The organism is Streptomyces sp. NPDC039424, from assembly GCF_055639495.1.
The window spans coordinates 447,037-460,149 of record NZ_JBVKAI010000003.1 but is presented as its reverse complement, the minus strand read 5'-3'; the positions used below and the strand labels follow the sequence as shown (position 1 = coordinate 460,149).

The following is a 13,113-nucleotide window of genomic DNA, read 5'->3' as shown; positions in this document are numbered from 1 at the left end:
CGTAAACGTTTGCGTAAGCGTTTACGTCAGGCGGTGAATGCGATACCTTCCGCGCAGAAGGCCCACCGCGGCCCAGGAGGGAACCGAGCCGATGCCCACGATGGCCGACGTAGCCCGGAGCGCCGGAGTCTCCGTGGCGACCGTCTCCCACGTGCTGAACGGCACGCGGACGGTGCTGCCCCACACCCGCCAGGCGGTCCTGGACGCCATCGACGAGCTCGGCTACACGCCCAACACCCTCGCCCGCTCCCTGGTGACCTCCCGCACCCGCTCCATCGGGCTCGCGGTGTCGGCGATCAGCAACCCGTACTTCACGGAGATCCTCCAGGGCGTCGAGGCCGCCGCCCTGAACGAGGGCTACAGCCTGCTCATCGCCGATCCGCACGACGACCCCGCGCACGAACGCAAGGTCGTCCAGCTGCTCCACGAGCGCCGGGTGGACGGCATGATCGTCGCCCCGTCCGCACACCCGCGCGAGCTCCTCGCCTACCTCGGCCGGCACGCCGTGCCGACGGTGTTGCTGGACCGGGTGATCGACGGCGGCCCCACGGACGACGCCCCGCGCTTCGACCAGGTCTGCGCGGAGAACACCGAACCGATGACCCGGCTCGTGACGCACCTCGCCGGACTCGGCCACCGCAGGATCGGGCTGGTGGCCGGACTGCCGGGGCTCAGCACCACCAGCGAGCGGATCACCGGCTACCGGCACGGCCTCGCCGCCGCCGGACTGGCCCACGACGAACGCCTCGTGGTCTCCGGCAACTCCGAGTCGGCCGGCGCCGCCCGGGCCACCGCGGCCCTGCTGGCCCTCATCCCCGCGCCCACGGCACTGGTCACCGCCAACAACGCGATGACCATCGGCGCCCTGCGCGCCCTGCGCGAGCGGGGGCTGTCCGTGCCCGGCGACATCGCCCTGTGCTGCTTCGACGACTTCACCTGGGCCGACCTGTTCTCACCCCGGCTCACCGCGATCGCCCAGCCCAGCAGGGAGATCGGCGCCCAGGCCGTCCGGGTGCTCCTCGACCGTCTGGCCGCACCGGACGGGCCCACCCGGACCGTGCGGCTGCCCTGCTCCTTCGTCCACCGCACGTCCTGCGGATGCCCTCAGGAGCCCGAGAAAGGAACCGACTCGTGATCGTCGTCGCCGGTGAGGCACTGATAGACCTGGTACCGCAGGGCCGGGGCGCCCTCGCGGGGCTGCGGCCGGCGCTCGGCGGCGGCCCCTACAACACGGCCGTGGCCCTCGGCCGTCTCGGCTCCCCCACCGCCTTCTGCTCCCGCACCTCCTACGACGCCTTCGGTGAGGCCCTGCTCGACCGGCTCCGGCAGGCGGGCGTGGACGTCTCGGCCGTGCAGCGCGGCACGGAACCGACCACCCTCGCGGTCGCGACCGTCGGCGGCGACGGCTCGGCGGCCTACTCCTTCTACGTCCAGGGCACCGCCGACCGTCTGTTCACGGCCCCCGCCGCGCTCCCCGCGGCGACACGCGCGGTGTCCTTCGGTACCTGCTCGCTCGTCCTGGAACCCGGGGCGAGCGCCTACGAGGAGCTGATGCGGACCGCGGCCGGGCAGGGTCTGTTCACCGCGCTCGACCCGAACATCCGGCCGGGCCTGATCCCCGACGCGGACGCCTACCGGGCCCGCTTCAAGAGCTGGCTGCCGTCGGTGACGCTGCTGAAGCTCTCCGAGGAGGACGCCCGGTGGCTCGGCGGCACCCCGGGCGAATGGCTGTCGGCGGGCCCCTCGGCCGTCGTGATCACCCGGGGCGGCGACGGCCTCACCGTCTTCACCCGGGACGGCGCGGAGCACTCCGTACCCGGTGAGAAGGCCGACGTGGTGGACACCATCGGCGCCGGCGACACGGTGAACGCGGCCCTGCTGCACGGCCTGTCCACCTGGGACGCCCTCTCCCCCACGGCCGTCGCCGCTCTGGGCGCCGACGGCTGGACGCGGCTGCTGCGGTTCGCGGCGCGCGCGGCGGCGATCACCTGTTCACGGGCGGGGGCCGAGCCGCCGTTCGCCGCCGAGGCGGGGGAGATCTGAGAAGACGGTGTCCCGCGGGGAGTTCCCGCGGGACACCGTCACTCTTCGCGAGGCTCAGGCCTTCCGCGCCCGCGTCGTCTTCTTCGCGGGTGCCGCCTTCTTCGCGGCCCCGGCGGCCTTGTCCGTCGCCGTGTTGTTGGCGGTCCTGGCGGTCCGGCCCGTGGCCGTCTTCTTCGCCGTCGCCTTGGTCGGTGCCTTCGCCGACGGTGTGGCGTCGCTGATCGTCTCCGGCTGCAGGATCTCGCGCAGGAACTTGCCGGTGTGGCTGGCCGGAACCCCGGCCACCTGCTCGGGGGTGCCCTCCGCGACGACGAGGCCGCCGCCGGCACCGCCCTCGGGACCCATGTCGACGATCCAGTCGGCGGTCTTGATCACGTCGAGGTTGTGCTCGATGACGATGACCGTGTTGCCCTTCTCCACCAGACCGGAGAGGACCTTGAGCAGCTTGCTGATGTCCTCGAAGTGCAGACCGGTGGTCGGCTCGTCCAGCACGTAGACCGTGCGTCCGGTGGAGCGGCGCTGCAGCTCGCTGGCGAGCTTCACACGCTGTGCCTCACCGCCGGAGAGGGTGGTCGCGGACTGGCCGAGCCGGACGTAGCCGAGGCCGACGTCCTTCAGCGTGTTGAGGTGACGGGCGATCGCGGGGACGGCCTCGAAGAACTCCGTCGCCTCCTCGATCGGCATGTTCAGGACGTCGGCGATGGACTTGCCCTTGTAGTGGACATCCAGGGTCTCCCGGTTGTACCGGGCGCCGTGGCACACCTCGCACGGGACGTAGACGTCCGGGAGGAAGTTCATCTCGATCTTGATCGTGCCGTCGCCGGCGCAGTTCTCGCAGCGTCCGCCCTTGACGTTGAAGGAGAAGCGGCCGGGCAGGTAGCCGCGGACCTTCGCCTCGGTCGTCTCCGCGAAGAGCTTGCGGACATGGTCGAAGACGCCGGTGTACGTCGCCGGGTTCGACCGCGGGGTGCGGCCGATGGGCGACTGGTCGACGTGCACCACCTTGTCGACGAGGTCGTCGCCGTCCACGCGCGTGTGCCGGCCGGGGACGTTGCGCGCGCCGTTCAGCTCGCGGGCCAGGTGCGTGTACAGGATGTCGTTGACCAGCGTCGACTTGCCGGAGCCGGACACACCCGTGACGGCCGTGAACACCCCCAGCGGGAAGGACACGTCGATGTCCTGGAGGTTGTTCTCCCGGGCGCCGTGCACCGTGAGCTGCCGCGAGGGGTCGCGCGGGCGGCGGATGCCGGGCATCGGGATCGACTTCCTGCCGGACAGGTACTGGCCGGTCTGCGACTCGTCGTTGGCGAGCAGCTCCTTCAGGGAGCCGCTGTGCACGACCTTGCCGCCGTGCTCGCCCGCGCCCGGACCGATGTCGACGACCCAGTCGGCGACCTTGATGGTGTCCTCGTCGTGCTCGACGACGATCAGCGTGTTGCCCATGTCCCGCAGCCGGACCAGGGTCTCGATCAGCCGGTGGTTGTCACGCTGGTGCAGACCGATGGACGGCTCGTCGAGGACGTAGAGGACGCCGACGAGGCCGGAGCCGATCTGGGTGGCCAGGCGGATGCGCTGGGCCTCGCCGCCGGAGAGGGTGCCGGCCGCGCGGTTGAGCGAGAGGTAGTCCAGGCCGACGTCGACCAGGAACCGCAGCCGCTCGTTGACCTCCTTCAGCACGCGCTCGGCGATCTTCTTGTCGCGGGCGCTCAGCTTCAGCTCGCCCAGGAACTCCGCGCAGTCGCTGATGGACATCGCGGAGACCTCGGCGATCGACTTCCCCATGATCGTGACCGCGAGGACGATCGGCTTCAGGCGCGTGCCGTGACACGTGGGGCAGGGCACCTCGCGCATGTAGCCCTCGAAGCGCTCGCGGCTGGCGTCGCTCTCGGACTCGCTGTGCCGGCGCTTGACGAAGGGGACGGCGCCTTCGAAGGGCGTGGTGTACACGCGCTCGCGTCCGTACCGGTTGCGGTAGCGGACCTCGATCTGCGTCTTGTGGCCGTGGAGCAGGGCCTTCCTGGCGCGCTGCGGCAGACCGGCGAAGGGGATGTCCGTCCGGAATCCCAGGGCGTCCGCGAGGGCGCTGATCAGGCGGCCGAAGTAGTCCTTGGTGTGCCCGTGCGACCAGGGGTGGATGGCGCCCTCGTCGAGCGACTTGTCCTCGTCCGGGACGATCAGCTCGGGGTCGACCTCCATGCGCGTGCCGATGCCGGTGCACTCGGGGCAGGCGCCGAAGGGGGAGTTGAAGGAGAAGGAGCGGGGCTCCAGCTCCTCGAAGGACAGGTCGTCGTACGGGCAGTAGAGGTGCTCCGAGTACATGCGTTCGCGCTCGGGGTCGTCCTCGGGGAGGTCGACGAAGTCGAGCACGACCATGCCGCCGGACAGTCCGAGCGCGGTCTCCACGGAGTCGGTGAGCCGGCGCTTGGCGGAGTCCTTCACCGTGAGGCGGTCGACGACCACCTCGATGGTGTGCTTCTCCTGCTTCTTCAGCGTGGGCGGGTCGGAGAGCTGGACGGTCTGGCCGTCCACGCGCGCGCGGCTGTACCCCTTGGTCTGCAGGTCGGCGAAGAGATCGACGAACTCGCCCTTGCGCTCGCGCACCAACGGCGAGAGCACCTGGAAGCGGCTGCCCTCCGGCAGCTCCAGGACCCTGTCGACGATGGCCTGCGGGGACTGGCGCGAGATCGGCCGCCCGCACTCGGGACAGTGCGGCTTGCCGATGCGCGCGAACAGCAGGCGCAGATAGTCGTAGACCTCGGTGATGGTGCCGACCGTCGAGCGCGGGTTGCGCGAGGTCGACTTCTGGTCGATGGAGACCGCCGGGGACAGGCCCTCGATGAAGTCGACGTCCGGCTTGTCCATCTGGCCGAGGAACTGGCGGGCGTACGAGGAGAGCGACTCCACGTAGCGGCGCTGACCCTCGGCGAAGATCGTGTCGAAGGCCAGGGAGGACTTGCCCGACCCGGACAGGCCCGTGAAGACGATGAGCGAGTCCCTGGGCAGGTCGAGCGAGACATTCTTCAGGTTGTGCTCGCGCGCGCCACGGACGATGAGACGGTCGGCCACGCCGGTCCGCACCTTTCTTGAGAGAAGTGACAGGGGCGGGGCCCCCGTCTTCTTCAGACTAGGGGGAGCCACTGACAACGCCGGTCGGATTCCCGGTGGGATAACAATCCCCAGCCATCCAGCATGCCCGACGCCGCACTCGACCATATAGCACGCGTATTCGATTTACGGCCCAGCTTCACCACCTTCACCCGAACGGGTGGCGGGATTAAGGTCAGCACCATGATTGATCACGCTCATGACCTGGCGTCTGTACGTGACGCGACCGAGCGGCTGCTCACCGCAGCCGCCGCGCTGGACAACGCGTCCGTGACCGAGCCGACACGGCTGCCCGGCTGGACCCGCGGCCATCTCCTCGCCCACCTCGCCCGCAACGCGGACGCGCTCGTGAACGTCCTCGAGGGACGTCCCATGTACGAGTCGGCGCACGCCCGGGACGCCGACATCGAGCGGGACGCCCCGCGCCCCCTGGACGTGCACCTCGCCGACCTGCGCGAGAGCGCCGCCCGCTTCCAGGAGACGGGGGCCGCGCCCGCGGACTGGTCGCGCACGGTGGCGCTGCGCAACGGGGTCACCGACTCCGCGTCCCGGGTGCCCTTCCGGCGCTGGATCGAGGTCGAGCTGCACCACGTGGACCTCGGGATCGGCTACGAGCTGGAGGATCTTCCGGCGGAGTTCGTGGAGCGGGAGATCGGCTTTCTCGCCGAGCGCTTCGCCGGGCACAAGGACGTGCCCTCGACCGGACTGCGTACCGACGACGGCCGGACCTGGAGCACCGGGGGCGGCGCCGAGGGAGACCCGGTCTCGGTCGAGGGGCCGGCCGCCGATCTGCTCGGCTGGCTCGCCGGGCGCCGCGACGGCTCCGCGCTCGCGGTGAAGGGCGGCGCGCTTCCGGCGCTTCCCCCGCTGTAGTACGAGGACGATCCCCCGGCCGCTCCCCCCGCTATAGGCTGATCGTCATGACGTACAGCGGAGAGGTGACGGTCGGCGGACCGGCCGACGTGCACGAGCTCAAGGACCTGATGATCACCAAGATCGCGGTCGGCCCGATGGACAACAACGCCTATCTGCTGCGCTGCCGGGCCACGGATGAGCAGTTGCTGATCGACGCCGCCAACGAGGCGCGGACGCTGCTCGGGATGATCGGTGACGACGGCATCGCGTCCGTCGTCACCACGCATCAGCACGGTGACCACTGGCAGGCGCTCGCCGAGGTCGTGGCGGCCACGGGCGCCCGTACGTACGCGGGCCGCGACGACGCCGCGGGCATTCCGGTGCCGACCGACGTCCTCGTCGACGACGGCGATGTCATCCGGGTGGGGCGCGTGGAGCTCGTCGCGCGCCATCTGGTCGGGCACACGCCCGGCTCGATCGCGCTCGTCTACGACGATCCGCACGGCCACCCCCACGTCTTCACCGGGGACTGCCTCTTCCCGGGCGGCGTGGGGAACACGCGCAAGGACCCGAAGGCGTTCGCCAGCCTGATCCACGACGTCGAGACGAAGATCTTCGACGTGCTGCCGGACGAGACCTGGGTCTACCCGGGCCACGGCAACGACACCACACTGGGCGACGAGCGACCGCATCTGCCGGAGTGGCACGCGCGCGGGTGGTGAACCCGGGGCCGGCGCGCGCCCCGTGTGAATCGCGCACCCCTGCTGACGGCCCGTGCACGCTCCCGGGGCGCGTTGTCGCGCGCTCAACTGGTAAGAGCCCCGCGCGGGAAACGGCACCCGCGCGGATCGGGCCGCCGGTCCCCTCGTTCCCCGCCCTCGACCGGCGGCCCCAGGCGAACCGCACGGGAAGTGTTCACGAGAACGCAACACCCGTTCCCAGTATGCGGACAGTTCCCCCTGTGACCTCGACAAACGGGACGTCGGCTGCCACTCTCCCGCCATGCACCTCGCCCCTAGCGCACTGCGTCGCGCTGTCGCCGTCGCCATCACAGCCCTGCTCGCCACAGCTGTCGGCTGTGCTCCGCAGCCGGAGGAGAAGGCGGCCGCCACTCCGTCCGGTTCGGCCGAAAAGAGCTGCGCGAAGGGCAAGTTGGCCACCAAGACCTCCGGCAAGCTGACGATCGCCACCGACCAGCCGGCGTACGAGCCCTGGTTCAAGGACGACAGGCCGGCGAGCGGCAAGGGCTTCGAGTCGGCGGTGGCCTACGCCGTGGCGCAGCGGCTCGGTTACGGCAAGAGCGCCGTCGTCTGGCAGAGCGTCCCCTTCAACAAGGCCTTCGCGCCCGGGGTGAAGACCTTCGACTTCGACATCAACCAGGTGTCGATCAGCGCCGAACGCAAGAAGGCCGTGGACTTCTCGTCCGGCTACTACGACGTCCGGCAGGCCGTCATCGCGCTGAAGGGCGGCAAGGCGGCGAAGGCGACGAGCATCGCGGACCTGAAGGGCCTCAAGCTGGGCGCCCAGGTCGGCACCACCAGCCTCGACTACATCGACGACGTGGTGAAGCCGGAGCAGGCCGCCGCCGTGTACGCCAAGAACGACCAGGCCAAGTCCGCGCTGAAGAACGGTCAGGTCGACGCGATCGTCACCGACCTTCCGACCGCGTTCTACATCACGGCCGCCGAGGTGACGAACGCCAAGATCGTCGGACAGTTCGAGAACCAGGGCGGTACGCCGGAGCAGTTCGGGCTGGTGCTCGACAAGGGCAGCGCGCTCACCTCCTGCGTGAGCGACGCTGTGGACGCCCTGCGCGAGGACGGCACGCTGGCGAAGATCGAGAAGCAGTGGCTCTCCGACGCCGTCGACGCCCCGGTGCTCAAGTGACGGTCGCCAAGGAGGAGTCCGGCCAGGAGGGCGCGGACGACGAGGGTGACATGTCCGGGGGCGGCGGGCCGGGCGCGGGCGACGGTTACGTCCCCTCCCAGCGGCGGCTCGACCGCGAGCGCTTCAAGCGCGTCCGGGCCCGCCGCGCCACGGCGATCGCGGCGATCTCGACCCTGGTCACGGGGGTCGTCCTGTACTTGGTCGTCGTCAGTGCGCCGGGCTGGCAGCGCACCAAGGAGACGTTCTTCAACGGGCGGTACGCGCGCGAGGCGCTGCCCAAGGTCCTCGACGGGCTGTGGCTGAACGTCCGGCTGCTGGTCATCTGCGGGGCCGCCGTACTGGTCCTCGGCATGCTGATCGCCATCGCGCGCACCCTGCGCGGACCGGTGTTCTTCCCTCTGCGGGTGCTGGCGGCCGCGTACACGGACTTCTTCCGCGGACTGCCGCTGATCATCAACCTGATGATCGTGGTGCTCGGCGTGCCGGCGCTGCGGCTGCAGGGCGTGACCGTCGACCCCGTGCTGCTCGGCGGTACGGCGCTGACCCTGACGTACTCGGCGTACGTCGCCGAGGTGTTCCGGGCCGGCATCGAGTCGGTGCATCCCTCGCAGCGCGCCGCCGCGCGCTCGCTCGGCCTCACCAACCGGCAGGCGCTGCGGTACGTGGTGCTGCCCCAGGCCGTGCGCCGTCAGGTGCCGCCGCTGCTCAACGACCTGGTGTCGCTCCAGAAGGACACCGGACTGGTCTCCATCGGCGGCGCCATCGACGCGGTACGGGCGGCGGACATCATCGTCGGCCGCAGCCTCAACTACACGCCGTACATCGTCGCGGGACTGCTCTTCGTGGCGCTGACCATCCCGATGACCCGCTTCACGGACTGGGTGACGGCCAGGATGGACCGGCAGCGGGCCCAGGGAGGTGCCATATGAGCGACGCTCCGGTGCTGCGGATGGAGTCCGTCCGCAAGACCTTGGGCGGCTCGGTCGTGCTGCGCGACGTCGACCTGGAGGTCGCCCCGCACACGGTGACGGCGCTGATCGGCGCCTCCGGCTCCGGCAAGTCCACGCTGCTGCGGTGCGCCAACCTCCTGGAGGAGATCGACGACGGCGCCATCTGGCTGGACGGCGAGGAGATCACCGACCCCCGGGTCGACCAGGACGAGGTACGCCGCCGTATCGGCGTGGTCTTCCAGGCGTACAACCTGTTCCCCCACATGACCGTGCTGGAGAACATCACGCTCGCCCCGCGCCGGGTGCACGGCGTGCCCCGCGCGGAGGCCGAGGAACATGCCAGGGAGCTGCTGGAGCGCCTCGGTCTCGGCGGCAAGGCGGACGCCTACCCGGACCGGCTGAGCGGCGGTCAGCAGCAGCGGGTGGCGATCGTGCGCGCGCTGGCGGTACGCCCCCGGCTGCTGCTGCTCGACGAGATCACCGCCGCCCTCGACCCCGAGCTGGTGGGCGAGGTGCTCGGCGTGGTCCGCGACCTGAAGGACGACGGCATGACCATGGTGCTGGCGACGCACGAGATGGGCTTCGCCCGGGATGTCGCGGACCAGGTTTGTTTTCTGGACGGAGGTGTCGTGCTGGAGCGCGGCACCGCCGAGCAGGTCTTCGGTGACCCGCGACAGGAGCGCACGCGGCGCTTCCTGCGGCGGATCGTGGAGGCGGGACGCCTGTAAGGGGCGTGCGCCTGATGGGCGGGGGTTACGCGTCGGCCTGCGCCGCCCCCGCCAGCGCCGCGACCCGCTCCACGCCGAAGACGTAGCCCTGCACCCCGCATCCCGCGATGACGCCGTCGGCGCGCAGGGAGACGTACGAGTGGTGCCGGAACGACTCGCGCCGGTGGATGTTGGAGATGTGGACCTCCAGCACCGGCATGCCGTCGCAGGCGTTGAGCGCGTCCAGAATCGCGACCGACGTGTGCGAGTAGGCGCCGGGGTTGATGACGATCCCGCAATGGTTCAGCCGCGCCTCGTGGATCCAGTCGACCAGCTCACCCTCGTGGTTGGACTGCCGGAAGTCGACCGTGCCGCCGTGCGCGGCCGCCGCCTTGGCGCACAGGGCCTCGACGTCGGCGAGTGTGTCGGAGCCGTAGATCTCGGGCTGGCGCTGGCCGAGCAGGTTCAGGTTGGGCCCGTTGAGGATCATGATCGGGGCGTTGGCCAGGGTGCGGGGCACGGTTCCTCCGGTCCGTTCGGGGTGGGCGGTCCACCGGGGACCGCCGCTCGCACCCGGTTTATCACGGTGAAACGAGCAGGGCCGAGGCCATACCCTCCCGGCATGACGACACCCTCGTACCCTCCCAAGCCCTCGCCCGGCGACCGCATAGCCGTCATCTCGCCTTCGGCCGGCCTGCCCGAACTCTTCCCGCTCCCCTACGAACTGGGCCTGGAACGGCTGCGCCGGGACTACGGCCTCGAACCGGTCGAGTACCCGACGACACGGAAGATGGGCACGACGCCCCAGGAGCGGGCCGACGACATCCACGCCGCCTTCGCCGACCCCGGTATCAAGGCGGTCATCGCGTCGATCGGCGGCGACGACCAGATCACCGTGCTGCCGCTGCTGGACCGGGAGTTGCTGCGGGCCAACCCCAAGCCGTTCTTCGGCATGAGCGACAACACGAACCTGCTCGCGTTCCTGTACAACGCGGGCGTCGTCGGCTATCACGGCGCGACCGTGATGTGCGAACTGGGCCGTCCCGGAGCCATGCACCCGCAGACCGCCGACTCCCTGCGGGCGGCGCTGTTCACCTCGGGTCCGTACGAACTGCGGCCCGCCGAGCGGTGGAACGACGTCAACGGCGACTGGGCCGACCCGGCGACCTTCGAGGCGGAACCGGAGACCCGGCCGAGCACGGGCTGGAGCTGGTTCAACGCCGACCGCGTGGTGGAGGGGCGCGGCTGGGGCGGCAACCTGGAGATCCTCTCCTGGCTGCTGATGGCCGACCGCGAGGTGTCGCGCGACCTGTCGGTGTATGACGGCGGCGTGCTGTTCCTGGAGACCTCGGAGGAGCTGCCGAGCGCCACGGAGGTCTTCCGGATGCTGCGCAACATGGGCGAGCGCGGACTGTTGCAGCGCTTCGGGGCGCTGCTGATGGGCCGTGCCAGGACCTGGTCCTTCGAGCACCCCAATAGCCCGGAGGAGGGCGCGCGGTACGCCGCCGAGCAGCGCGAGGCCGTGCGGAGCGCGCTGGCCGCGTACGCCCCCGGCACCCTGGCCGTCTTCGACGTGGACCTCGGCCACACGGACCCTCAGCTGGTCATTCCCTACGGAGGCGCCATTCGCGTCGACGGGCCCGCGCGGCGCATCACGGTCACCTACTGACGCAGGACACGCTCCCGCACGCCCCCGTAACCCTTGGTCACCGTGGGTAGTTGACGCGGCATGCACGATGTACGCTCCGTGAGGGCGCCCTCCATGCCGCGGCTCGCGGCCGCCTCGCTCGCCGGAACCGCGATCGAGTTCTACGACTTCTTCGCCTACGGAACCGCGGCGGCCCTGGTCCTGGGGCCGCTGTTCTTCCCGACGTTCTCGCCGGTGGCGGGGACGCTGGCGGCCTTCGGGACCTTCGGCGTGGGGTTCGTGGCCCGGCCGCTGGGCTCGGTGCTGTTCGGGCACATCGGGGACCGGCGCGGGAGACGGCAGGTTCTGGTGGTCTCGCTGCTGCTGACGGGCGCCGCCACGGTCGCCGTGGGCTGCGTGCCGACGTACGGCTCGATCGGGGTGGCCGCGCCCGTGCTGCTGCTTGTCCTGCGGTTCCTGCAAGGGCTGGGCCTCGGCGGGGAGTGGGGCGGGGCGGTGCTGCTGACCGCCGAGCACGCGCCGGCCGGGCGGCGCGTGCTGTGGTCGAGCTTTCCACAGGTGGGGCCCGCGGTGGGCTTCGTGCTCGCCAACGGCCTGATGCTGGCGCTGGCGGCCGGGCTGTCCGACGCGCAGTTCGCGCAGTGGGGGTGGCGGGTGCCGTTCTGGGGGGCCGGGGTGCTGGCCGTGGCCGGTCTGTGGCTGCGATCCTCGCTGGCCGAGAGCCCCCGGTTCCTGGAGATCGAGGACCACGCGCGCGTGCCGCTCGTCGAGGTCGTACGCCACCACTGGCGGCTGGTGCTGCTGACGGCGGGCGCGCTGGCGGTCGGCTACGCGGTGTTCTACGCGGTGACGACCTGGTCCCTGGCCTACGCGACGGAACGGCTGGGAGTGAGCCGTACGGTCATGCTGACCTGTGTCATGGCCGCCGTGGTGGTGAAGGGGGCGCTCACGCCGCTGATGGCGTTGCTCGGCGACCGGTTCGGACGGCGGCCGATGTGCCTGACGGGGTGTGCGGCGACCGCGCTGTGGATGTTCCCGATGGTCGCGCTCCTGGCGACCGGCGAACCCCTGCTGATGTTCCTCGGCTTCGCGGGTGCGCTGGTCGCGTTCGTGACCATGTTCGCGGTGATCGCCGCGTATCTGCCCGAACTGTACGAGCCGAGGGTGCGGTGCACCGGCGCCGCGGTGGGCTACAACCTCGGCGGGGTGCTCGGCGGTGCCCTCACCCCCATCGTTGCCACCGCGCTCGCCGAGCGCTCCGGCCGCGTCCCATGGGGTGTGGGCGCCTATCTGACGGCGATCGCGCTGTTCAGCCTGGGGTGCTTCGCCCTGCTGCCGGAGACGCGCCCGGTACCGGCCGGGGCGGTGGAACCGGCCACCGGTCTGACCGCCGCTACGGATTGATCGCCAGCTCCAGGTACGCCCTGCCGATCACCCGGCAGGGCGAGGTGATCGACGCGGACGACCGCGCAACTGGCCTTCGCCGCGCTGTCCTCGCTCGTCCTGTACGGCCTGTTCGTCGCCACCCAGACCGTGCGGCAAGGCACAGGCCGACGATGCCGTTGCAGGTGATCATCACGGCCGCGAAGACCGTGTCCCGGGCCAGCGTCGAACTCTTGGCGCCGCCGTCGGCCATGAGCGTCACGATGAGGGCGACCTCGATGATCGTGACGGCGACGGCGAGGACGAGGGAGCCGAAGGGCTCACCGACGCGATGGGCGACCACCTCGGCGTGGTGCACCGCGGCCAGCACGGATCCGGCGAGGACCACGGTCACCAGCGCGACCACCGCGCCGGGAAGCTCGCGCCCCCAGGTGAGGGCGAGCAGGACGACCGCGAGCACCGGCACGAGGAGCGTCCACCGCGGGGTGAGCGACCTGAGCCGAGTGATCATGCAGCGATGGTGACAGAGGCGTAC

General features: G+C 70.8%; 11 protein-coding genes and 1 pseudogene. 9 read left to right on the top strand and 3 right to left on the bottom strand.

The genetic code is table 11. The annotated features are described in order from the left end of the window. Window positions 1-91: 91 nt before the first annotated feature. Both ACZ7L0_RS10345 and ACZ7L0_RS10340 read left to right on the top strand, forming a co-directional pair. The gene (locus ACZ7L0_RS10345) at window positions 92-1,135 is read left to right on the top strand and encodes a LacI family DNA-binding transcriptional regulator (protein ID WP_471242007.1); all 1,044 of its coding nucleotides are present in this window, start codon (window positions 92-94) and stop codon (window positions 1,133-1,135) included. After that, window positions 1,132-2,043, top strand: a complete 912-nt coding sequence (locus ACZ7L0_RS10340) for a carbohydrate kinase family protein (RefSeq protein ID WP_471242006.1) — start codon at window positions 1,132-1,134, stop codon at window positions 2,041-2,043. Before ACZ7L0_RS10345 ends, ACZ7L0_RS10340 begins: the two co-directional genes overlap by 4 nt. Window positions 2,044-2,097: 54 nt before the next feature. Here the strand turns inward: ACZ7L0_RS10340 and uvrA are convergent, their stop codons facing one another. Next, window positions 2,098-5,109 carry an excinuclease ABC subunit UvrA gene (gene uvrA, locus ACZ7L0_RS10335; RefSeq protein ID WP_471242005.1) on the bottom strand — a complete coding sequence of 1,004 codons (3,012 nt, stop codon included), beginning with the start codon at window positions 5,107-5,109 and terminating at the stop codon, window positions 2,098-2,100. Window positions 5,110-5,331: 222 nt separating this feature from the next. Between uvrA and ACZ7L0_RS10330 the strand changes: the two genes are divergently transcribed. The 5 genes from ACZ7L0_RS10330 to ACZ7L0_RS10310 all read left to right on the top strand — a co-directional run bounded on the left by ACZ7L0_RS10330 (window position 5,332) and on the right by ACZ7L0_RS10310 (window position 9,568). Continuing rightward, the gene (locus tag ACZ7L0_RS10330; RefSeq protein ID WP_471242004.1) at window positions 5,332-6,021 is read left to right on the top strand and encodes a maleylpyruvate isomerase family mycothiol-dependent enzyme; all 690 of its coding nucleotides are present in this window, start codon (window positions 5,332-5,334) and stop codon (window positions 6,019-6,021) included. Window positions 6,022-6,068: 47 nt separating this feature from the next. Next, the gene (locus tag ACZ7L0_RS10325) at window positions 6,069-6,725 is read left to right on the top strand and encodes an MBL fold metallo-hydrolase (RefSeq protein WP_471242003.1); all 657 of its coding nucleotides are present in this window, start codon (window positions 6,069-6,071) and stop codon (window positions 6,723-6,725) included. A gap of 280 nt (window positions 6,726-7,005) precedes the next feature. Next, window positions 7,006-7,890 carry an ABC transporter substrate-binding protein gene (locus tag ACZ7L0_RS10320; protein ID WP_471242002.1) on the top strand — a complete coding sequence of 295 codons (885 nt, stop codon included), beginning with the start codon at window positions 7,006-7,008 and terminating at the stop codon, window positions 7,888-7,890. Continuing rightward, window positions 7,887-8,819 carry an amino acid ABC transporter permease gene (locus ACZ7L0_RS10315; RefSeq protein ID WP_471242001.1) on the top strand — a complete coding sequence of 311 codons (933 nt, stop codon included), beginning with the start codon at window positions 7,887-7,889 and terminating at the stop codon, window positions 8,817-8,819. The genes ACZ7L0_RS10320 and ACZ7L0_RS10315 overlap by 4 nt, the downstream gene beginning before the upstream one ends. Further along, a complete protein-coding gene (locus tag ACZ7L0_RS10310) occupies window positions 8,816-9,568 on the top strand; it encodes an amino acid ABC transporter ATP-binding protein (protein ID WP_471242000.1) in 753 nt (250 codons plus the stop codon). The genes ACZ7L0_RS10315 and ACZ7L0_RS10310 overlap by 4 nt, the downstream gene beginning before the upstream one ends. A gap of 25 nt (window positions 9,569-9,593) precedes the next feature. Here the strand turns inward: ACZ7L0_RS10310 and aroQ are convergent, their stop codons facing one another. Continuing rightward, on the bottom strand, window positions 9,594-10,067 hold the full coding sequence (gene aroQ / locus ACZ7L0_RS10305; RefSeq protein WP_471241999.1) for a type II 3-dehydroquinate dehydratase: 474 nt from the start codon (window positions 10,065-10,067) through the stop codon (window positions 9,594-9,596). A gap of 102 nt (window positions 10,068-10,169) precedes the next feature. Here aroQ and ACZ7L0_RS10300 point away from each other — a divergent pair, with 102 nt between their 5' ends. Together ACZ7L0_RS10300 and ACZ7L0_RS10295 are read left to right on the top strand one after the other, a co-directional pair. Continuing rightward, the gene (locus ACZ7L0_RS10300; RefSeq protein WP_471241998.1) at window positions 10,170-11,216 is read left to right on the top strand and encodes a S66 family peptidase; all 1,047 of its coding nucleotides are present in this window, start codon (window positions 10,170-10,172) and stop codon (window positions 11,214-11,216) included. 93 nt (window positions 11,217-11,309) lie between these two features. Continuing rightward, window positions 11,310-12,599, top strand: a complete 1,290-nt coding sequence (locus ACZ7L0_RS10295) for an MFS transporter (protein ID WP_471241997.1) — start codon at window positions 11,310-11,312, stop codon at window positions 12,597-12,599. 124 nt (window positions 12,600-12,723) lie between these two features. On the opposite strand, the pseudogene ACZ7L0_RS10290 reads toward ACZ7L0_RS10295, so the two are convergent. Further along, a pseudogene (locus ACZ7L0_RS10290) lies at window positions 12,724-13,089 on the bottom strand (ionic transporter y4hA); the annotation flags it as partial. Window positions 13,090-13,113: the final 24 nt, after the last annotated feature.